Origin of the sequence: Bacillus sp. FSL K6-0268, assembly GCF_038005425.1 — a bacterium.
GTDB classification, from domain to species: Bacteria; Bacillota; Bacilli; order Bacillales; family Bacillaceae_G; genus Bacillus_A; species Bacillus_A thuringiensis_S.
Map to the genome: position 1 here is coordinate 2,180,539 of NZ_JBBOTF010000001.1, position 19,573 is coordinate 2,200,111.

Genomic DNA, 19,573 nt, shown 5'->3' on the forward strand with positions numbered 1-19,573 from the left:
ATAGTTATATGCCTATCTTTACTCGATCAACTACATAAATATATTATTATAGCGATTTCTTACTTACAAAAAATTTGGACATACATTTCCACATTCCCCCGTACACTTTAATAAAGTGAAACTTCTATTGGAAGAGATTATTTAACAACAACTTTCTTCATCACATACATACAGTTCGCTTATTAAAACATCATAAATGGAGGCAGACGAATGGACTTAGAGTTTTTAACATCCGTACTAATGATTGTCGGTATCGATGTTGTATTAGGTGGTGACAATGCAATTGTCATCGCACTAGCTAGCCGAAATTTACCTGAATCGAAACGAAATAAAGCTATTTTGATTGGTACTCTTTTAGCAATCGTACTAAGAATTGCCCTTACTATATTAGCTGTCTATTTACTCGACATTCCATTTCTACAACTGATTGGCGGGGTTTTACTTACATTAATTGCAGTCAATTTATTAACTGATAATAACAACGATCTTTCTGCTATTCAAGGAAAAACAACTTTATTCCAAGCTGTGCGGACAATTGTTTTCGCGGATCTCGTTATGGGGTTTGATAATGTTATTGCCATTGCAGGTGCAGCTCACGGGAGATTTTTACTCGTCATAATTGGCTTACTCATTTCTATCCCTATTATTATTTGGGGCAGCAAACTTATTTTAATACTTATGGAACGATTTCCATTCCTCATTTATTGCGGTGCAGCGATTCTTGCCTATACTGCAGGAAAAATGGTTACACATGAAGACAGACTTGCCACCTTTTTTCATAACAACCCAAGTTTCACTGCAAGCATTCCTTATTTGTTCATTTTCACTATTTTATGCATCGGCTTTATCGTACAACAAGTTCGATTACGCAATGTGAAACATTAAAAAAAACCTTCTACTATATAATAGGTAGAAGGTTTTCATATTATTATAATTAATTTACAAGACGTTGTGCTTCACGTAATTGGAACGTTCTTACTGTACGTGGTAAGAAACGGCGAATTTCGTCTTCGTTGTAACCAACTTGAAGGCGTTTCTCGTCAATCATAATTGGACGACGTAAAATCCCTGGATAGTCACGAATCATCTTATATAAATCTTGAAGTGGTAAAGATTCTAAGTTTACATTCAATTCTTGGAAAACTTTCGAACGAGTAGAAATAATCTCATCCGTTCCGCTTTCTGTCATACGTAAAATCTCTTTAATTTCCTCAATTGTTAATGGATCTGAGAAAATATTACGTTCTGTATAGGGAATATGATTTTCCTCTAGCCATAATTTCGCCTTTCTACAAGACGTACAGCTTGGAGAACTATATAATGTTACCATACAAAGCTCACTCTCCTTAAAGAGTACAAATTCTGTACTAAATACAGTTTTAATTTCTAACTTCAGCAATTTTTCGCGATAACTTGTCTTATTGAAAAGTACAAAAATCGCATTTCATGTAAGCAACAACTTATAATAAACAACAATTACTTTTAATAAGTAACTTCTATAATCATTATACAATAGATTTTGCAAGAAATATACAGTAAATTTCCTGCTAGTTGAGAAAACTCTTCCGTGTATTCCACTGCTATGTAACATGATTACGCTCAATTTATCTGTACTTGAACAATAACTTTCAACCCTTTCAATACTCATTTCCCCTAGATTTTTCATATAATATATAGTTATTTATCTATAATCTTCCCTATGAAAAAGAGAACGTTTTCTTACTTTTTCCTGATAAATCAATTAAGAAATGTAAGACTATACAAATGAGAATGAAAAGGAACATTTGTTCTTATTTTAACAAATATTCTCCCTCCTGTCCACACGATTTCTAAAGTAAATTATTTTTTTCTGACATTTCTTTCTTTTTTATTTTTTATCTCATACAATAAACATACAGACAGGCAAAGGGGGAGTTTGCAAATGATTGCTTTTTTTGTTGATTTTATTACGGTTGCTGCCCTCATCATCGGAATAACAGCATTGATTGGTGTCATTACAAATAGCATTGGCGAAAAGCTCTTTGGCGGAAAAGAAAAAATGAAGTTTGTTAACAAAAGTTTGGATGTACAATCCGGCTGGAATCAAGTTGGCGGAAAAGGCATTTATAAGAAACGCACGTATTAAAAAAAGCAGGTGGTTAGCCTGCTTTTTTTATTTCCCTACGGATGCCCATTTGAAGCTCACATCAGGGCCATATTTATGGTTGTACATATCTTTAATTGTTTCTCTTTGTAAGTATGCTCTACCACGTTGGTATACTGGAACAATCGCAGCGTCATCAAGTAACATTTTTTCTGCCTCAAGTAAGTTTTTCCAGCGAGCATTTACATCGCTTCCATCTTTTTTCGCTTTCATAATGATTTCATCGTATTTCGGATTAGAGTACTTCATCTTATTTTGTGACCCATCTGTTACAAACATATCAAGATATGTGATCGGATCTGGGAAGTCTGCCCCCCATCCAGAGAATGACATGACATAATCACCCGCATCTTCTAATTTCAACTTTTGTGCGAATGGTTGTTGTTTAATTTTCACTGTTAAGCCTGGTAAATTCTTTTCCAGTTCACCTTTTAAATATTCACCAGTTTTCTTAGATAATTCAACATCTTCATTTAATAACTCTAATTCAATTTCATTTTTTCCAAGCTCTTTTGTACCAGCTTCCCAATATTTTTTTGCTTCTTTCACATTTGGTTTTACAATATCACCATTTTCAGCACGGAAATCCTTTTTATCCGGACCTTTAATGAAGTTATCAGGAATTAATCCTGTTGCTGGCTTAGAACCGTTATTTAATAATGTATCAACGAACGGCTTACGATCAAAAGCAAGGGAAATTGCTTTACGAATATTTTTATTTGCTAAAGCTGGATCTTTTTGATTTAAGCGTAGGAAAAATACAGATGTCTCTTCTACTGTTTTGAAATCTGGTTTTCCTTTATATTTATCGATGAACTCTGCTAATAACGTCGCTCGATCGATTGCATTTGTTTCATATAAGTTAATTGGCGTAGATGTATCTTTTACAATATTAAAGTTTACTTCTTCAAGCTTCACTTCTTTATTGTCCCAATATGATGAGCTCTTTGTCATTTTAAAACTGCGTTCATGTTGCCAATCACTTAATGTAAATGGTCCGTTGTAAAGCGTTGTGTTCGCTTCCAAACCAAACTTCGCACCTTGCTCTTTCACAAATTTCTCATTTACAGGATAAAAGATTGGATATACCATTAAATCTACAAGATATGGAATAGAATTGTCTAATTCTACTTCTAATGTGTAATCATCAATTGCTTTTAGGTTCTTTCCCGTATTAGTTGAAATTGATATAATGACATATAAAATAGGGAAAAGGTATGGGGGATATTCGATGGAAAATATTTTAAGTGTATTAGATTCTAACATTCAATATGTAAAACATGAATTTATCGACGATCAAATTGTTTTTCAAGCTAAAACAAAATATATAAAAGCTATATGCCCATATTGTATGATGGAATCAGACAAAGTACATTCAAAATACTATCGAGTTTTTCAAGATCTTCCTGTTTCAAATTTTGAAACCCTTATTCATCTAGAGCTGCCTAAATTTTTTTGTATAAACGCTAGCTGCTCTTATACGACTTTTAGCATGCCACTTCCTTATATCGAGCCGAAGGCACGCAAAACAAAGCGTTTACAAAAGGAAATTTTGGCTCTTTCTTTAGAAATGAGTTCGATTAACTCTGCTAAAAGGCTCCATCAACAGAAAATTAAAATTAGTAAAAGCACCATTTGCCGTTGGATTAAAAAAAAGAAATCATAATCGATAAAAGTAATATTACCAAGGTCTGTATTGATGATTTCGCTATTAAAAAAGGGCATCGATATGGAACGATTATGGTAAATATTGAAACGCATAAAATCGTCGATTTAATCCCTTCTAGGGATTTAGAAGATGTGACTGTCTGGTTGAAAACATTTCCCCATCTAGAAATCGTTTCTAGAGACGGTTCTGTCACTTTTCGAAATGCAATTACAGCGGCACACCCTACAGCTATTCAAGTTAATGACCGCTTTCATTTAGTAAAAAACGTAATGGATTATATAAAAAAATATTTTCAACGATTACTACCTACTTCTATACAAATTAATAGCCCATTAGTGGACGAAATAAATCCAGCTTACTCTTTGCTTACCAGAAAAGAAAAAATTGTGATCGCGCAAAAATTACAGAAAAAAAAGATACCTATTTCTAGGATTGCAAAAGAATTAGCAATGGACATTCGTACGCTTCAAAAGTATATTCATCTGCCTAAACATCAATTGTCTACTCTTTTCATGACTAAATTTGAAAGGGAAAGATTTGAAAACATACAACGAAAAAAGCAGATAATCAAACAGGTGAAAAAACTTCATTCCGAAGGAATGAGTATCAGAAAAATTGCTGTATACGTACATTTAGATCGACGAACGGTACGAAGGTATATAAAGGAAAATTTACGAACAATCAGTGTACAAACCCGTTCTGGTCGAACTACAAAAATCAATTCTTATTTGGAGCACATGATTACATATATGCAAAAAGGATACTCCTCAAAGAAAATTCATGATCATTTAGTTTTGCAAGGATACACAGGCAGTGTTTCTACAACTCGTTACCATATCCGATTGCTCAAGAAGCAACAGAACATCAAGAAACCATTTTTTCATTCTATTCCTAGACAAAAAATTATTAGATTGATCTTTAATCCAGCAGGGGATCCTGCATTGAAGAGTCAACAGATAGAAGAAATTTTTGAGCTTTATCCATCTGTTCAGGAATTGTTAACTTTGCTATACCAGTTTCAAACTATACTGGCAGAAAAACAGTATGAAAAATTGTCTGAATGGATACTTAAAGCAGAAAAACTTTCTATTCCAGAAGTAGACTCCTTCCTACATGGAATAAAACGAGATTTTGAGTCTGTACTCCATGCTTGTAAATATCCCTATAGTAATGGTTTAGCGGAAGGCAGTGTGAATAAAACAAAGCTCATCAAACGGATTATGTATGGCAGGAATAATTTTGATATTTTGCGAAAAAAGATTCTATTACGAGAGTTCAACTAATACGGGAAAGAACCTGCTTTTACACCTAATTGATCAGGACTCATCTCTTTTTTATTAATTTTCTCTGCATTTTTTATATCATACATAATGTATGCTGATTTCGCAGCTGTGTCTGGGTTGATTGCTCTTTGCCATGCGTATACAAAATCTTTCGCCGTTAAAGGCTCACCGTTTGACCATTTCGCGTCTTCACGTAATTTAAATGTATATTTTTTACCGTCTTCTGACTTTTTAAATTCTTTTGCTACACCTGGAACTAACTTATCATCTTTTCCAAGGCGGTATAGACCTTCCATCGTGTTGTTCATTACTTTTGAAGAAACTGCGTCAGCTGATAATGCTGGGTCCATCGTTGGAATTTCTTGTGTTTCAATTAAATTAAGAACTTGCTTCGCACCGCTTTTCCCGCTATCCCCTTTTGCGTTTGCTTGCGGTTCATCTTTTTGGTAGCTACATGCCCCTAATATCATGCTCATTGCTACTGTTGATACTACAAAAACTGGTATCTTTTTTTTCATACTTCCACCCTCCAAAAAATGTTAGCCCTTTCATTTTCAAACAGAAAGAAATATATATATGTTCTAATAATTCATATTATACACACAAATATATTTTTTGTATATTTATATTTCTATTTCATTAAAATTTTGTGTTAAAAAATATATCTTTGTAAACGTTTTATATTGTCTATTTTCCTTACTAAAGTGCCAAAAATAATTATTTTTTATATTTTTCTAAATTATCAGAGAAAAATAAATTTTATATTTTATAATATTTTATGTATAATTATCCCACCCTTTTCAACATAAAATAGCAGGCCCTTCATATTAAAAATATATAGGCTAAAATGAGTGCAAAGGATAAGAAAGTATGTTACGATACATTTTGCTAAAAATAGATATCGGTAAAGAGGGGACGGACATGACAGCAATTCAGGCAAAAAATGGGCCGACAGAGAAATTAAGTTTATTCTTATTAACATGGCCTATTTTTCTAGAAGTTTTTCTTTTTATGTTGATGGGGATCGCTGATACTTTCATGTTAAGTGCATTATCAGACGATGCTGTATCTGGGGTTGGTGCAGCGAATCAATATCTCCATATTGCGATTTTGGTATTAGAAGTCATCGGGAACGGCGCTGCTATCGTTGTATCTCAATACCTCGGTTCCAGACGCTTTATGGAAGCATCTAAAATATCAGCATTAGCCGTCACATTAAATTTAATAGTTGGGCTCGTTATAAGCGCTGGTTTTCTTTTATTTTCGGAACATATGATGCTCGCAATGAACTTACAAGGCGATGTACTAACGTATGCGCAAAACTACTTATCTATCGTCGGAGGGGCAATCTTCCTGCAAGCTATCATTAACTCATTAGCCGCAATTATCCGTGTACACGGTTTTACAAAGCAAGCGATGTTTATTTCACTCGGAATGAATATTATTCATATCGCTGGAAACTACGTACTCATTTTCGGGAAATTTGGTTTCCCTGAGCTCGGTGTACAAGGGGCTGCAATTTCTTCCGCTATCAGTCGATTGATCGCACTTATTGTTTTCTTCTGGTTACTATATCGCGTTATGGAATATCGTGTGAAATTACAATATTACTTCACTTTATCCAAAGAATACATTGGAAAAATTTTAAAAATCGGCATTCCATCTGCATTTGAACAAGTGATGTATCAAGCTTGTCAAATCGTCTTCCTTTATTACGCAACGTACTTAGGAACGGAATCATTAGCTGCTAGACAATACGCTACTAACATTTCCATGTTCACTTATTTATTTGCAATTGCGATTGGTATGGGAACAGCCATTATTATTGGCCGCCTTGTTGGTGGTGGCGAAAAGGATGAAGCATACGAACGTTTGTGGAAAAGTGTAAAATGGGCGATTGGTGTAACTTTATGTATGGTCGCTCTCGTTATTACATTCCGTACACAATTAATGGGACTGTTTACAGATAATCCGCACATTATCAGGTTAGGCGCAAGTGTTCTTTTACTAAGTGTACTACTTGAAACGGGACGTACGATGAACATCGTCATCATTAATTCGCTTCGTGCAGCTGGTGATGCAAAATATCCTGTTTTAATCGGTGCATTTTCTATGGTGTTAATGAGTTTACCACTAGGTTACTTTTTCGCCTTTCATTTAGATATGGGGCTCGTGGGTATTTGGCTAGCGATCGCCATCGACGAATGGACACGTGCCATTATTATGTTCTTCCGCTGGAAAAGTAGAGCTTGGGAACGTTACGCACTAGTTAAACCTGAAGAACAAGAAGAGAGTATTTCTGTTCAAGTTTAGTAATTTTATATAGTAGAAAAAAGAGCCCTCCTTCCGCAATGGAAGAATGGCTCTTTTTTATTGATAGATTTCTTTATATTTCTTATACTCTGCTTCAGAACATAGTACGAAATGTCCTGGACGAATTTCACGCATTGTTGGCACTTCGCTACCGTAATCATGCTGCGATGGATCGTATACGATACGTTTACGATTACGCTCATAATCTGGATCTGGTAGCGGAATTGCTGATAATAGTGATTTCGTATATGGATGAACTGGATTCGCATATAACTCTTCACTTGTTGTCAGTTCTACAATTTGACCACGGTACATTACGCCGATGCGGTCACTAATGTATTTTACCATCGATAAATCATGGGCAATGAATAAGTATGTTAACCCTTTTTCTTTTTGTAACTTTTTCAGTAAGTTTACAACTTGCGCCTGAATCGATACGTCAAGTGCTGAGATCGGCTCATCGGCAATGATAAATTCTGGTTCTACAGCAAGCGCTCGAGCGATACCGATACGCTGACGTTGTCCACCTGAGAATTCGTGTGGGAAACGGTTTGCGTGCTCTTTATTTAAACCAACTGTGTTTAGTAGTTCATGAACACGGTCCATGCGCTCTTTTTTACTTTTCGCTAATCCGTGAATATCAATACCTTCTGCGATAATATCCCCTACTGTCATACGAGGATTTAGTGATGCGTATGGATCTTGGAAAATCATTTGCATTTTACGGTTGAATTTCTTCAATTCTGTGCGTGATTTCTTACCATGTACGTTTTCACCATCGAATAATACTTCACCAGCAGTTGCATCATATAAACGAATAATCGTTCTTCCAGTTGTTGATTTACCACAACCTGATTCTCCTACAAGACCAAATGTTTCTCCGCGGTAAATATCAAATGAAATATCATTAACCGCTTTGACAACACCACCACTCACGTCGAAGTGCTGCTTTACATTTTTTACTTCAATTAATTTCTCACGTTGTTTAGTCATGTTGTTCACCTGCTTTCATTTGAAGAATACGTTTTTCAACAACTGCCGGCGGTTTTACTTCTGGAGCTTGCTCGTGAAGTAACCAAGTTGCCGCATAGTGTGTATCACTTACTTTAAATAAAGGCGGTTCCATTTCAAAATCAATTTTCAGCGCCTGTGGGTTACGTGGTGCAAAAGCATCACCCTTTGGCGGCTTCAATAAATCCGGAGGCGTTCCAGGAATTGCGTATAACTCTTCCTCTGAACCATCTAAACTTGGCATAGATGCGATTAAGCCCCAAGTATATGGATGTTTCGGATTATAGAAAATTTCATCTACAGTTCCAATTTCAACAACTTTACCAGCATACATAACTGCCACTCGGTCAGCAACGTTTGCTACTACACCTAAGTCATGCGTAATGAAAATAATTGCCGCTTCTGTTTTTTGCTGAATGTCTTTCATAAGTTCTAAAATTTGTGCCTGAATCGTAACGTCTAGCGCTGTTGTCGGCTCATCGGCAATTAATAATTTCGGGTTACAAGCTAACGCCATCGCAATAACTACACGCTGTCTCATACCACCTGAGAATTGGTGAGGATATTGTTTTAAACGTGCTTCTGGATTTGGAATACCTACAAGGTCGATTAATTCTAACGCAACTTTACGTGCGTCTCCTCTACTCATCCCTTGGTGTTTAATAAGACCTTCCATAATTTGATTCCCAATTGTCATCGTTGGATTTAATGATGTCATTGGATCTTGGAAAATCATCGCGATATCTTTACCACGAACTTGCTGCATTTCTTTTTCCGTTAATTTCGTTAAATCACGACCGTCAAATACAATCTCTCCATTTTTAATACGGCCTGGAGGATTTGGGATTAACCCCATTAGCGCTTTAGAAGTAACTGATTTCCCAGAACCAGACTCTCCTACAATCGCTAATGTTTCCCCTTTTTTCAAATCAAAAGTAACTCCGCGCACTGCTTGTACTTCACCTGCATGTGTATCAAAGGAGACTTGTAAATCTTTTACCTCTAACAATGTTTTCATTTTTACTTCTCCCTCCTCATTTACTTACGCATTTTTGGATCTAACGCATCGCGTAATCCATCTGCCATTAAGTTGAATGCTAGAATTAACATACTGATGACAACCGCAGGGATGAACATCATGTGTGGATACGTTTGAATAGATTTATAACCATCATTTACAAGAGAACCAAGTGACGCGAATGGTGGCTGAATTCCTAAACCAATGAAACTTAAGAACGCTTCACCAAACACCGCTGATGGAATTGTGAACATTGTCATTACGATAATAGGTCCCATTACGTTTGGAATTAAATGTTTCACAATTAATTGTGTATTTGTTGCACCTAATGTACGAGATGCTAATACATATTCTTGGTTTTTTAACTTTAGGATTTGTCCACGAACAATCCGCGACATCCCTATCCAACCCGTAATCGCCATCGCGAGTGTAATTGACCAAATACCAGATCCCATAATGATTACCATTAAAATAACGATGATTAAGTATGGAATACCGTTAATAATCTCCATAATACGTTGCATAATATTATCTACTCTACCGCCGTAGAATGCTGAAATACCTCCGTATGCAACCCCAATTACTAAGTCAATTGCTGCTGCTAAAAGAGCGATATATAATGATACGCGTGTACCTCCCCATGTTCTTGTCCATAAGTCACGGCCAAGATCATCTGTACCAAACCAGAAGTACTCTTTAATATCACGTTTTTCATATTGGTCAACACCATATTGATCTGTACCGTCAAATGGTAACCAATGAACATTTTCAATAACTGGAATTTTTGGTGGTAATTTCGCACGACCTAAATCTTGCTCTTTATACGAGTGTTTACTTACCATCGGTCCAAAAATCGCTAATAGCGCAATGATTACTAATAATACAAGGCCAAGCATCGCACCTTTATGTTGGAACAAACGTCTTCTTACATCTTGCCAAAACGTTAAGCTTGGACGGGCAATGACTTCATTATCAACATTATTTTGATTGGCTTGTTGAAATAAATCTGGAGATAATTTTTGTACATCTTTCATCATTTTTTCCCTCCCGCTAAACGAATACGAGGATCAATAATTCCGTATAAAATATCGACAATGAAAATAACTAAAATGAAGATTGCACTATAGAAAATCGTAGTTCCCATAATAACTGTATAGTCATTTAAAGTAATCGATTTAACGAATTGTTCCCCAAGTCCTGGTACAGCATAAATTTGCTCGATAACAAGTGTTCCTGTAATTAATGCCGCAACCATTGGTCCTAAAATTGTTACAACTGGAATTAACGCGTTACGAAGTGCGTGTTTTACAATGATAACGCCTTGACTAATTCCTTTTGCTTTCGCTGTTAAAATATAGTCTGACTGCATAACTTCAATTAATTCTGCACGAGAGAAACGTGCGATTGTTGCGATAACTCCCATCGATAATGCAATTGTAGGCATTACAGTAAACTCTGGTCCTTTCCAGAATGCTACCGGGAACCAACCAAGTTTTACCCCTACGAAATATTGTAGTAATGCGGCGAATACGAATGATGGTACCGACATTCCGAGTACCGAAATAACTGTTGCACTATAATCCACCCACGTATTATTACGAAGTGCGGCAACAATACCTAAAATTAAACCGATAAATGTCCCTAATATAATCGCTTGTAAACCTAATTGGGCTGATGGTCCAATACGATCCACAATCATGTCTGTTACTGGGCGGTTATCATATTGGAATGATACCCCTAAATCACCTTTTGCTAAGTTACCTAAGTAACGTGCGTATTGAACTGGTACCGGATCATTTAATCCGTATTTTTCAAGAATGATTTCTTTTTGTGCCGGTGATAGCTTCTCCTGGTTTTTAAGCGGAGAACCCGGAAGTAATTTCATCAAAAAGAAAGTCAGTGTAGTAATTAAAAATAATGTCAAAGCCATGTACACGAAACGTTTTAATACATAACGTCCCATAGTCAAGCACCTCCCCGTTTTTCTCAAAAGCAATAAGATAGTTTAAAATATTCTTACTTTTATTTTTTTAAAATAAGAGCATATGCCCATCATAGGCATATACCCTTGTAAACGATGGAAAAAAAAGATTATTTTTGTTCAACAGATGCCCATTTGTAAGTTAATTTACCACCATAGTTAATTGGGATAATATCTTTTACGGCACCTTTTACTACATACGCTGAACCTTTTTGGAAGATTGGAGTGATAACTGCATCTTCTTTAATTAACATCTTCTCTACTTCTAGAAGGTTGTTCCAGCGAGCTTGTAAATCTTTTGTATCTGTTTTAGCTTTTAGGATTAACTCATCATACTTCTGATTAGAATACCCTGTTTTATTTTGAGAACCATTCGTAACAAACATATCTAAATATGAGATTGGATCTGGGAAATCTGGTCCCCAAATACCAAACGCAATATCATATTGCTGAGAATCTTCTAATTTATTTTTTTGTGCGAATGGTTGCTGTTTAATTTTAATTGATAAACCTGGTAAGTTCTTTTCTATCTCACCTTTTAAGAATTCACCAACTTTTTTAGCATCTTCATTATCAAAGTTTAAGAATTCTAGTTCGATTTTATCAGTTCCAAGCTCTTTCTTCGCTGTTTCCCAAAGCTTTTTCGCTTCTTTTGGATTTGTTTCAACTAGCTTTCCATTTTCAGCTCGGAAATCTTTTTTATTCGGACCTTCAGCGAAATCTTTTCCAACAAATCCGTAAGCTCCAATTGCACCGTTATTTAAAATAACTTTCGCAATGTTATCACGGTCAAAGGACATTGAAATTGCTTTTCTTAAGTTTTTATTACTTAAGTACTGATTACTTTGATTAAATCTTAAGTAAGCAACCCCTGCTTCTTTTCTTGTTTGGAACTCTGGGCTTTGTCTAAACTTATCAACAAATTCAGACGTTAAAGCCGCACGATCAATCGCGTTTGTCTCATATAAATTTACATCAGTTGCTGTATTTTTTACAATATTAAAGTTGATTTCTTCGATTTTAACCGTTTTATTATCCCAATATGAAGGATTCTTCTTGAATTGGAAACTTTGTTCATGTTTCCAATCACTCATAACGAATGGACCGTTATATAATGTTGTATTTGCCTCTAAACCAAACTTATCACCTTGTGCTTTTACAAAGTTTTCATTTAGCGGGTAAAATACTGGATAAACTGTTAAATCGATAAAGTAAGGAACGGGATTGTCTAATTCCACTTCTAATGTATAATCATCAATCGCTTTTACACCTAATTGGTCAGCAGGTAATTCTTTTTTATGAATTTTCTCTGCATTTTTAATATCGAACATAATGTACGAATACGTTGCTTTTGTATCTGGATTTACGGCTCTTTTCCATGAATACACAAAGTCTTTAGCTGTTACAGGTTCCCCATTTGACCATTTCGCATCTTTTCTTAATTTAAATATGTATTTCTTCCCATCATCTAGCTTTTCGACATCTTCTGCAACGCCAGGCATTCTCTTTTGATCTTTGCCAATACGATATAAACCTTCCATCGTATTATTTAATGCTGTAGAAGATGAAGAGTCAGATGCTAATGATGCATCCATTGACGGAATTTCAGATAACTCTGTTAAATTAAGAATCTGTTTTCCGTTACTACTACTCGTAGCGTTCTCTTTCCCTTTTGCTTTTGCATCATCTTTTTGGTAGCTACACGCGCCAAGCAACATACTTGCAGTTAAAGTTGATGCAAGTAATAACGGTATCTTTTTCTTCATGTTGTGTTGCCTCCCCTAATTGCACTTCCTGTACCCTCACTTGTTAAAAAGTAGAATTGAAAGAATAATCTCCAAGTTTCTACAATTTTCATTATACATATAATACGACGATTGTGAATATAGTTTTTTGTTTTTTTGTTAAAATTTTTAATAAAATGTTTATATTTTTAATTTTTCGTAAAGGGATACGTTAACATTGCTACCATCATCTTAAAATCAGACCTTTAATTGTGTATAATTTTCAAAAAATTATTTCTAGTACTTATTATAGCTTTTATAGTATAATAATTCTAGTAATATTTTGACGGAGGGGAATATTTTGAATAAAGTTTTTTTTCATACTTGTATACTAATTTTTATAGCGATGATTGCTTCTAGTATTGGTGCATTCCTCATTTCATCTCAATTTTTGTTGAACTTTGTCAACATCTCGTTTTATATCGCGCTATTTTTTATTCTGATAGGTGGTTTTTTATTCATATTTCAAAATGGATTTTTCAATGTAACTCTTTACGCTTTCCAGAGAGTATTTGGCACGAACAAAAAGATTGACTCTTTAATTGAAGAAGTCGATGAACCTACAGATAAGAAAGAACGTATTTATAAAACATATTCATTCAAATGGACATATCCAATTTGTATTACAGGTATCGTTCTTGGGTTGTTCTCGACCCTCATTAGCTTTACTATTTTGATGTAGTTTGCAAACACTATCCCATATGATATAATAATCAGCAAAACATTTTGTTATAAAACTTTAGTTCTTTCATATTAAAAGAGCTCAAGTAACAATAAATAAATTTATATGTATGCGATGATAAAGAAGAGTACATATTGATGCAATTTCAGAGAGCTTGTGGTCGGTGTGAACAAGTAATTGTACAGTATGGAATGGGCTTTTGAGCACCAAACCGAACCGAAAGTAGTAGGCCTTGGCGTTATATCCAGACGTTACTATGGATTAGAGAGATTTCACAGTAGTGAAATAATTAGGGTGGTACCGCGGTCCATTCGTCCCTATAGTTTTTTGGGATGAATGGGCTTTTTTGTTTGCCTTCTCTTCCCTATCACGCATTCAAATTTAGGAGGAAATAATTATGTCAGTTATCTTTTCTGGTATTCAGCCAAGCGGAACGATTACACTTGGAAACTATTTAGGGGCTATGAAGCAATTTACAGAGCTTCAAAACGAACACGATTGCTATTTCTGTATTGTAAACCAACATGCCATTACAGTACCTCAAGATCCTATACAACTTCGCAAAAACATTCGTAGTCTTGCTGCACTTTATGTAGCATGCGGCATCGATCCTGAAAAAGCTACTTTATTTGTACAATCAGAAGTACCTGCACACGCTCAACTAGGATGGATCATGCAATCTGTTGCTTACGTTGGAGAATTAGAGCGTATGACACAATATAAAGATAAAGCTTCAGGTAGAGATTCAGTTCCAGCTGGATTACTTACGTATCCACCATTAATGGCTGCTGATATTTTACTTTATAACACAGAAATCGTACCTGTTGGTGATGACCAAAAACAACATATGGAATTAACACGTGATCTAGCAGAGCGTTTCAACAAACGCTTCCGTGAAGTGTTCATAGTTCCTGAAATTCGTATTCCAAAAGTAGGAGCTCGCGTTATGTCATTAACCGAACCTACGAAAAAAATGAGTAAATCTGATCCGAATCCAAAATCAATGATCAGTATGCTTGATGAACCAAAAACAATTGAAAAGAAAATTAAAAGTGCTGTAACAGATTCAGAAGGTATCGTGAAATTCGATAAAGAAAATAAACCTGGAATCTCTAACCTATTAACAATTTACTCTTCATTCTCAGGAAAAACAGTTGAAGAGATAGAAGCAATGTACGAAGGAAAAGGATACGGCGACTTCAAAGGCGACTTAGCACAAGTAGTCGTAGAAGCAATTCGCCCAATCCAAGACAAATATAACGAACTAATCAGCTCCCCAGAACTAGACGAAATTCTAGACAAAGGTGCCGAAAAAGCAAACCGCGTTGCATTCAAACAACTACGCAAAGTAGAAAACGCAATGGGACTAAGCAGAAAACGTAGGTAACATAAAAAGCGGAGGCGACTGCTTAGCCCTGACGGCTAAAGTTCTTTCCCACAGAAGGTGCTTTTTACCTTCTCGTGGGGAAGGTTCTTAGACGCGAAGGGCTAGGAGCCGGAGCTAAATTACATATAAAGTGGAAGCGGCTCGTTTAGAATGTGAGGGGGATGGAGCTCCTGACGTAAAGGCGCTTTTTGCCTCGCAGGAAGGCGCGAAGCCACCGAACATTCTTGCCGCTGGAGCTGGATTTCACCAAATTAAAAAACCGCCAATTGGCGGTTTTTTAATTTACCTTTTGCTCATTTTCCATTTCCCATAACTTTTCAAAAAACGGCTGTCCTTTTACAAGGCGCTCGCATAATTGTTCGTGCTTCTCAGACCAGCCTGATTTCGCTTCATCATATAGTCTTGCCCAAATATCTTCAAATTCCATATGTTGGACCGTTCCATATGCTGACGGATCCCACTCTGTGTACCAATAGCGAATTTCCGCTGTATTTTTCGTTGTATGTAATTGATCTAACGCCATAAATAATAATTGTTTTAGTTGTCTTTCTTTACGAGTCAAGCCATTCATAATGAAAGGCGATGGTGATAAAATGTGGTGTTCTTTTTCTGTTTCTTCTACTTGGAACTCATACTTTTCTGCTTGTACGTTTTCTACCATCTCATATACCATCTGCTCTTGCCGTGGTATAAGTCTGCTTTTACGAATAGGTACATTGTAACCAATTGTATCAATCGCAATAATTCCTTTTCCATCTGTAACAACAAAGCAATACTCTTGCTGCAAACGTTCATGATTTTTACGAATATAAGCCTTATGATGTACGTCTTCCAACAATTTTTGCGGAAGCTCTAACAATTCGTCCTCGATGTAATGATATAATGTGGCATCTACTTTTAATAATGGCACTTGATCTAATAGCTCAATCGTATCATCTTTCCGCCATTCGTAAAAATGACAAACGTTATACCCATTCTCTTCACCTTCAAACCAATTTACCCATACATCATGTAGATATAACATTCACTACCCCTCACTTCACTACTGTTTGTATCAATCATTATGTTCAATTTTTCTTAACTTTATTCCACCTAAGGAAATATATTCTAATTATTATTTTTTCTTCTATTAATACTAAAAAAACAGGAAATAGAGCTCCTGTTTTTTTATATATGAAATGTATTTGCTTTATTCAATATTTCTTTTGCATCTATAGATAATAAAGAAAGTGTATCTTCTCCTTCCAATGTTACACAATCTTTGACAATATGAAATCCAAGCGCATAGCCAAGCATCTTCGGATAAGAGTGAAATCCATTTAATAAGATGTCGTGCTCCCTTGTTCCTCGTTTTATACTTATTCTTTCATGTACAACATTTTTCCAATAATAAATAGCCTCTTCTTTTGAAAGATACATCGTCCACGGTGCATTGTTTTTTTCTGAATATCTTTCCGTTACCGCTTGCTCAGCTAGCCCTTCCATAATCATCGTATCAAGTAATGTATATTCTGTTTCTTTCGTCTCAATTTGATGTAACCTGCATATGTGATGATATTCATGCGCCAATAACACCTTTAATTCTTCCACCGAATTCCGTCCACATACAAATAAGAAAATAACATGACGCATAGATAATCCAGCTCTACCGTTATACTCTTCTTGTACAGTTCGATTATAGGCATCTGATAATAAAATAAAGACAGGGACATCCGGACCTTTCAACCAATTTTTCAATTTATCATACTCCAAGCTCAACTCTTTCCAAATTTCCTTTTCCTCTAATTCTTTAATTTCCTTTTCCCCATGCATGACCGGACGATACATCCCTTTTGAAATCAAAAAGCGATACAACCTTTCTTTTGGCAACGGAATATACTTCGTAAATTTCTCACAAAGTTTTTCTGGCCGTCCATAATATAAATGTAGCCATTCAGCTGTTTCAATAACCCCCATCTTTATCCCTCCTTTTTTCTTATGTATATGCTACAAGAGAAAAAGACGTAAAAATAAATAAGGAGTTTTTTCGTAATATGCTACGAAAAAACTCCTTATTTCATCTATTATTTATACGATTTAAATACTAATACTGCGTTATGACCACCGAATCCTAGTGAGTTACTTAATACTGCATTTACTTCTTGTTGTCTCGCTTGATTCGGTACGTAATCTAAGTCACATTCTGGATCTGGTGTTTCATAGTTAATTGTTGGAGGGATTACTCCGTCTGTAATTGATTTAATTGAGAAGATCGCTTCAACAGCACCAGCTGCTCCTAATAAGTGACCTGTCATTGATTTCGTTGAGCTAATTGCTACTTTGTACGCGTGCTCACCGAACGTTTCTTTAATTGCCATCGTTTCATACTTTTCATTCGCATCCGTACTTGTACCGTGCGCATTAATGTAATCAATATCTTCTGGCTGTAGACCTGCATCTGCTAAAGCTTGACGCATTGCACGCACGCCGCCTTCACCACCAGGAGCCGGCATTGTAATATGGAATGCATCACCAGTTGCACCGTAACCAGCGATTTCGGCATAAATGTGAGCACCACGAGCTAATGCGTGCTCTAATTCTTCAAGAATTAAAATACCTGAACCTTCACCCATTACGAAACCGCTACGGTTTTTATCAAATGGACGGCAAGCCGTTGCTGGGTCTTCATTAAATGTTAATGCTTTCGCTGAGCTAAATCCTGCGAATGCCATACTTGTTAACGGCGCTTCAGCTCCGCCTGTTATCATTGCATCAGCATCACCACGCTGAATTGCTTTAAATGCATCACCAATTGAGTTTGCACCAGATGCACAAGCCGTTACAGAGCAAGTGTTAATTCCTTTCGCTCCTGTTGCGATTGATACTTGACCTGCTGCCATATCTGGAATCATCATCGGCACGAAGAATGGGCTCACACGGCGCGGACCTTTCTCAGTAAAAATCTTAAATTGTTCTTCGTATGTCTCCATACCGCCAATACCAGATCCAATCCATACACCAATTCGAGGTCCGTTTTCTTCTGTAATCTCAAGCTTTGCATCTGCAACTGCCATTTTCGCTGCTGCTACTGCATATTGTGTAAAGCGATCCATACGGCGCGCTTCTTTTTTATCAATATATTTCTCGACTTCAAAGTCGTTAATTTCTGCTGCTACTTTTGCTGGAAATAGTTCCGGATCAATTCTTGTAAGTCGTCCGATTCCAGATACACCTTTTTTAATGTTTTCCCACGCTGTTTCAACATCTGTACCGATCGGTGTAACAGCTCCTAGTCCTGTAATTACGACCCTCTTTTTTTCCATACAAAATACACTCCTTTTTTTCTCTCAGTCCTTATTTACCCCAACGAAGAGCAACTGCTCCCCATGTTAATCCGCCGCCAAAACCAACAAGTATAATTAAATCACCATCTTGAATACGTCCATTTTGCAATTCCTCTACCATTGCAATTGGAATTGAAGAAGCTGATGTATTACCAAACTTTTCAATTGTCATACTCATTTTTTCTTGTGGTAAATTTAATCTCTCTCTTGCAGATTCCATAATACGAATGTTCGCTTGATGCGGTACTAAGAAATCCACATCCTCTTTCGTAAGACCAGCTTTATCCAGCACGCGAAGACAAGATTCACCAAGTTGACGAACGGCAAATTTAAACACTTCTCTGCCATTCATCATAACATACTCGTCTTGATAAAGATGCTTACCGCCACTTCCGTCTGCTCCTAATTCGAAAGATAGAACGCCTCTTCCTTCTGAAACAGCTCCCATTACGATAGCACCGGCTCCGTCTCCAAATAGTACCGCTGTATTTCGATCATTCCAGTCTACAATTTTAGATAGTTTATCACTACCAACTACTAATACATTTTTATAAGTTCCCGTTTGAATAAATTGCTGCGCTGTAATCATTCCGTACATAAAACCAGCACATGCTGCACCTACATCCATTGCAGCTGCATGTTTCGCTCCAATCGCTTCTTGAATGACACAAGCTACTGCTGGAAACGCACGATCTGGTGTTACTGTCGCCACCAAAATAAGATCGATATCTTCTCCGCTAACCCCTGCATCTTCAAGTGCTTTTTTAGCAGCCTCTACGGCCATATACGAAGTATCTATTGTATCATCGGCAATGCGTCTTTCGGCAATTCCCGTTCTCGTACGAATCCATTCATCGGATGTATCCATTATCTTCTCTAAATCGTGATTTGTGACTACTTTTTCCGGCACATATCTTCCGATCCCTAAAATGCCCACGTTCACATCGCAGCCCTCCGTTTTATATCAATTATTATGACT

General features: G+C 36.2%; 18 protein-coding genes, 1 pseudogene and 1 other annotated feature. Of the genes and pseudogenes, 7 read left to right on the plus strand and 12 right to left on the minus strand.

Annotated elements, in window-relative coordinates; genetic code table 11:
• Positions 1-210: 210 nt before the first annotated feature.
• Positions 211-885, plus strand: a complete 675-nt coding sequence (locus MHI28_RS11215) for a TerC family protein (RefSeq protein WP_000362600.1) — start codon at positions 211-213, stop codon at positions 883-885.
• A 49-nt stretch (positions 886-934) separates the two neighbouring features.
• Here the strand turns inward: MHI28_RS11215 and spx are convergent, their stop codons facing one another.
• Positions 935-1,330, minus strand: a complete 396-nt coding sequence (gene spx / locus MHI28_RS11220; RefSeq protein ID WP_000258267.1) for a transcriptional regulator Spx — start codon at positions 1,328-1,330, stop codon at positions 935-937.
• Between the two features lie 591 nt (positions 1,331-1,921).
• Here spx and MHI28_RS11225 point away from each other — a divergent pair.
• Positions 1,922-2,125: a hypothetical protein gene (locus tag MHI28_RS11225; protein ID WP_000559983.1), complete on the plus strand. Its 204-nt coding sequence runs from the start codon at positions 1,922-1,924 to the stop codon at positions 2,123-2,125.
• A 27-nt stretch (positions 2,126-2,152) separates the two neighbouring features.
• On the opposite strand, the gene MHI28_RS11230 is transcribed toward MHI28_RS11225, so the two are convergent.
• Entirely contained in the window at positions 2,153-3,409 is a 1,257-nt protein-coding gene (locus tag MHI28_RS11230) for a peptide ABC transporter substrate-binding protein (RefSeq protein ID WP_340827963.1), read from the minus strand.
• Between MHI28_RS11230 and MHI28_RS11235 the strand changes: the two genes are divergently transcribed.
• Positions 3,375-3,809: a transposase family protein gene (locus MHI28_RS11235; protein ID WP_075717486.1), complete on the plus strand. Its 435-nt coding sequence runs from the start codon at positions 3,375-3,377 to the stop codon at positions 3,807-3,809. The genes MHI28_RS11230 and MHI28_RS11235 overlap by 35 nt on opposite strands.
• A 14-nt stretch (positions 3,810-3,823) precedes the next feature.
• Entirely contained in the window at positions 3,824-5,095 is a 1,272-nt protein-coding gene (locus MHI28_RS11240) for an ISL3 family transposase (protein ID WP_269800728.1), read from the plus strand.
• Positions 5,096-5,109: 14 nt separating this feature from the next.
• Here MHI28_RS11240 and MHI28_RS11245 read toward each other — a convergent pair.
• A pseudogene (locus MHI28_RS11245) lies at positions 5,110-5,613 on the minus strand (ABC transporter substrate-binding protein); the annotation flags it as partial.
• Positions 5,614-5,965: 352 nt separating this feature from the next.
• Here MHI28_RS11245 and MHI28_RS11250 point away from each other — a divergent pair.
• Positions 5,966-7,408, plus strand: a complete 1,443-nt coding sequence (locus tag MHI28_RS11250) for an MATE family efflux transporter (protein ID WP_002083070.1) — start codon at positions 5,966-5,968, stop codon at positions 7,406-7,408.
• Between the two features lie 57 nt (positions 7,409-7,465).
• Here the strand turns inward: MHI28_RS11250 and MHI28_RS11255 are convergent, their stop codons facing one another.
• The 5 genes from MHI28_RS11255 to MHI28_RS11275 all read right to left on the minus strand — a co-directional run bounded on the left by MHI28_RS11255 (position 7,466) and on the right by MHI28_RS11275 (position 13,184).
• Entirely contained in the window at positions 7,466-8,401 is a 936-nt protein-coding gene (locus tag MHI28_RS11255; RefSeq protein ID WP_000166354.1) for an ABC transporter ATP-binding protein, read from the minus strand.
• Positions 8,394-9,437: an ABC transporter ATP-binding protein gene (locus MHI28_RS11260; RefSeq protein WP_000854341.1), complete on the minus strand. Its 1,044-nt coding sequence runs from the start codon at positions 9,435-9,437 to the stop codon at positions 8,394-8,396. The genes MHI28_RS11255 and MHI28_RS11260 overlap by 8 nt, the downstream gene beginning before the upstream one ends.
• Positions 9,438-9,457: 20 nt before the next feature.
• Positions 9,458-10,474 carry an oligopeptide ABC transporter permease gene (gene opp3C / locus MHI28_RS11265; protein WP_340827964.1) on the minus strand — a complete coding sequence of 339 codons (1,017 nt, stop codon included), beginning with the start codon at positions 10,472-10,474 and terminating at the stop codon, positions 9,458-9,460.
• Positions 10,471-11,400, minus strand: a complete 930-nt coding sequence (gene opp3b, locus MHI28_RS11270) for an oligopeptide ABC transporter permease (RefSeq protein ID WP_000534168.1) — start codon at positions 11,398-11,400, stop codon at positions 10,471-10,473. Before opp3b ends, opp3C begins: the two co-directional genes overlap by 4 nt.
• Positions 11,401-11,528: 128 nt before the next feature.
• Positions 11,529-13,184: a peptide ABC transporter substrate-binding protein gene (locus tag MHI28_RS11275; RefSeq protein ID WP_000727209.1), complete on the minus strand. Its 1,656-nt coding sequence runs from the start codon at positions 13,182-13,184 to the stop codon at positions 11,529-11,531.
• Between the two features lie 319 nt (positions 13,185-13,503).
• On the opposite strand from MHI28_RS11275, the gene MHI28_RS11280 reads away from it, so the two are divergent.
• Complete coding sequence (locus MHI28_RS11280) at positions 13,504-13,884, plus strand: DUF3899 domain-containing protein (RefSeq protein WP_001045001.1); 381 nt, start codon at positions 13,504-13,506, stop codon at positions 13,882-13,884.
• Positions 13,885-13,989: 105 nt separating this feature from the next.
• Positions 13,990-14,206, plus strand: a binding site (T-box leader).
• Positions 14,207-14,281: 75 nt separating this feature from the next.
• A complete protein-coding gene (gene trpS, locus MHI28_RS11285) occupies positions 14,282-15,271 on the plus strand; it encodes a tryptophan--tRNA ligase (RefSeq protein ID WP_000110979.1) in 990 nt (329 codons plus the stop codon).
• Between the two features lie 277 nt (positions 15,272-15,548).
• On the opposite strand, the gene MHI28_RS11290 is transcribed toward trpS, so the two are convergent.
• The 4 genes from MHI28_RS11290 to fabH form a co-directional block, all read right to left on the minus strand.
• Positions 15,549-16,295: a YjbA family protein gene (locus MHI28_RS11290; RefSeq protein ID WP_000966119.1), complete on the minus strand. Its 747-nt coding sequence runs from the start codon at positions 16,293-16,295 to the stop codon at positions 15,549-15,551.
• Between the two features lie 143 nt (positions 16,296-16,438).
• On the minus strand, positions 16,439-17,227 hold the full coding sequence (locus MHI28_RS11295; RefSeq protein ID WP_000538197.1) for a DUF2268 domain-containing protein: 789 nt from the start codon (positions 17,225-17,227) through the stop codon (positions 16,439-16,441).
• A gap of 107 nt (positions 17,228-17,334) precedes the next feature.
• Entirely contained in the window at positions 17,335-18,573 is a 1,239-nt protein-coding gene (gene fabF / locus MHI28_RS11300; protein WP_000412645.1) for a beta-ketoacyl-ACP synthase II, read from the minus strand.
• A 31-nt stretch (positions 18,574-18,604) separates the two neighbouring features.
• On the minus strand, positions 18,605-19,537 hold the full coding sequence (gene fabH, locus MHI28_RS11305; RefSeq protein WP_001100533.1) for a beta-ketoacyl-ACP synthase III: 933 nt from the start codon (positions 19,535-19,537) through the stop codon (positions 18,605-18,607).
• Positions 19,538-19,573: the final 36 nt, after the last annotated feature.

What these genes read in the sequence shown, in the direction of transcription:
- MHI28_RS11215 (WP_000362600.1), top strand. Translation starts at nt 211, where the DNA reads ATGGACTTAGAGTTTTTAACATCCGTACTAATGATTGTCGGTATCGAT.
- spx (WP_000258267.1), bottom strand. Translation starts at nt 1,330, where the DNA reads ATGGTAACATTATATAGTTCTCCAAGCTGTACGTCTTGTAGAAAGGCG.
- MHI28_RS11225 (WP_000559983.1), top strand. Translation starts at nt 1,922, where the DNA reads ATGATTGCTTTTTTTGTTGATTTTATTACGGTTGCTGCCCTCATCATC.
- MHI28_RS11235 (WP_075717486.1), top strand. Translation starts at nt 3,375, where the DNA reads ATGGAAAATATTTTAAGTGTATTAGATTCTAACATTCAATATGTAAAA.
- MHI28_RS11230 (WP_340827963.1), bottom strand. Translation starts at nt 3,409, where the DNA reads ATGTTAGAATCTAATACACTTAAAATATTTTCCATCGAATATCCCCCA.
- MHI28_RS11250 (WP_002083070.1), top strand. Translation starts at nt 5,966, where the DNA reads ATGTTACGATACATTTTGCTAAAAATAGATATCGGTAAAGAGGGGACG.
- MHI28_RS11255 (WP_000166354.1), bottom strand. Translation starts at nt 8,401, where the DNA reads ATGACTAAACAACGTGAGAAATTAATTGAAGTAAAAAATGTAAAGCAG.
- MHI28_RS11260 (WP_000854341.1), bottom strand. Translation starts at nt 9,437, where the DNA reads ATGAAAACATTGTTAGAGGTAAAAGATTTACAAGTCTCCTTTGATACA.
- opp3C (WP_340827964.1), bottom strand. Translation starts at nt 10,474, where the DNA reads ATGATGAAAGATGTACAAAAATTATCTCCAGATTTATTTCAACAAGCC.
- opp3b (WP_000534168.1), bottom strand. Translation starts at nt 11,400, where the DNA reads ATGGGACGTTATGTATTAAAACGTTTCGTGTACATGGCTTTGACATTA.
- MHI28_RS11275 (WP_000727209.1), bottom strand. Translation starts at nt 13,184, where the DNA reads ATGAAGAAAAAGATACCGTTATTACTTGCATCAACTTTAACTGCAAGT.
- trpS (WP_000110979.1), top strand. Translation starts at nt 14,282, where the DNA reads ATGTCAGTTATCTTTTCTGGTATTCAGCCAAGCGGAACGATTACACTT.
- MHI28_RS11290 (WP_000966119.1), bottom strand. Translation starts at nt 16,295, where the DNA reads ATGTTATATCTACATGATGTATGGGTAAATTGGTTTGAAGGTGAAGAG.
- MHI28_RS11295 (WP_000538197.1), bottom strand. Translation starts at nt 17,227, where the DNA reads ATGGGGGTTATTGAAACAGCTGAATGGCTACATTTATATTATGGACGG.
- fabF (WP_000412645.1), bottom strand. Translation starts at nt 18,573, where the DNA reads ATGGAAAAAAAGAGGGTCGTAATTACAGGACTAGGAGCTGTTACACCG.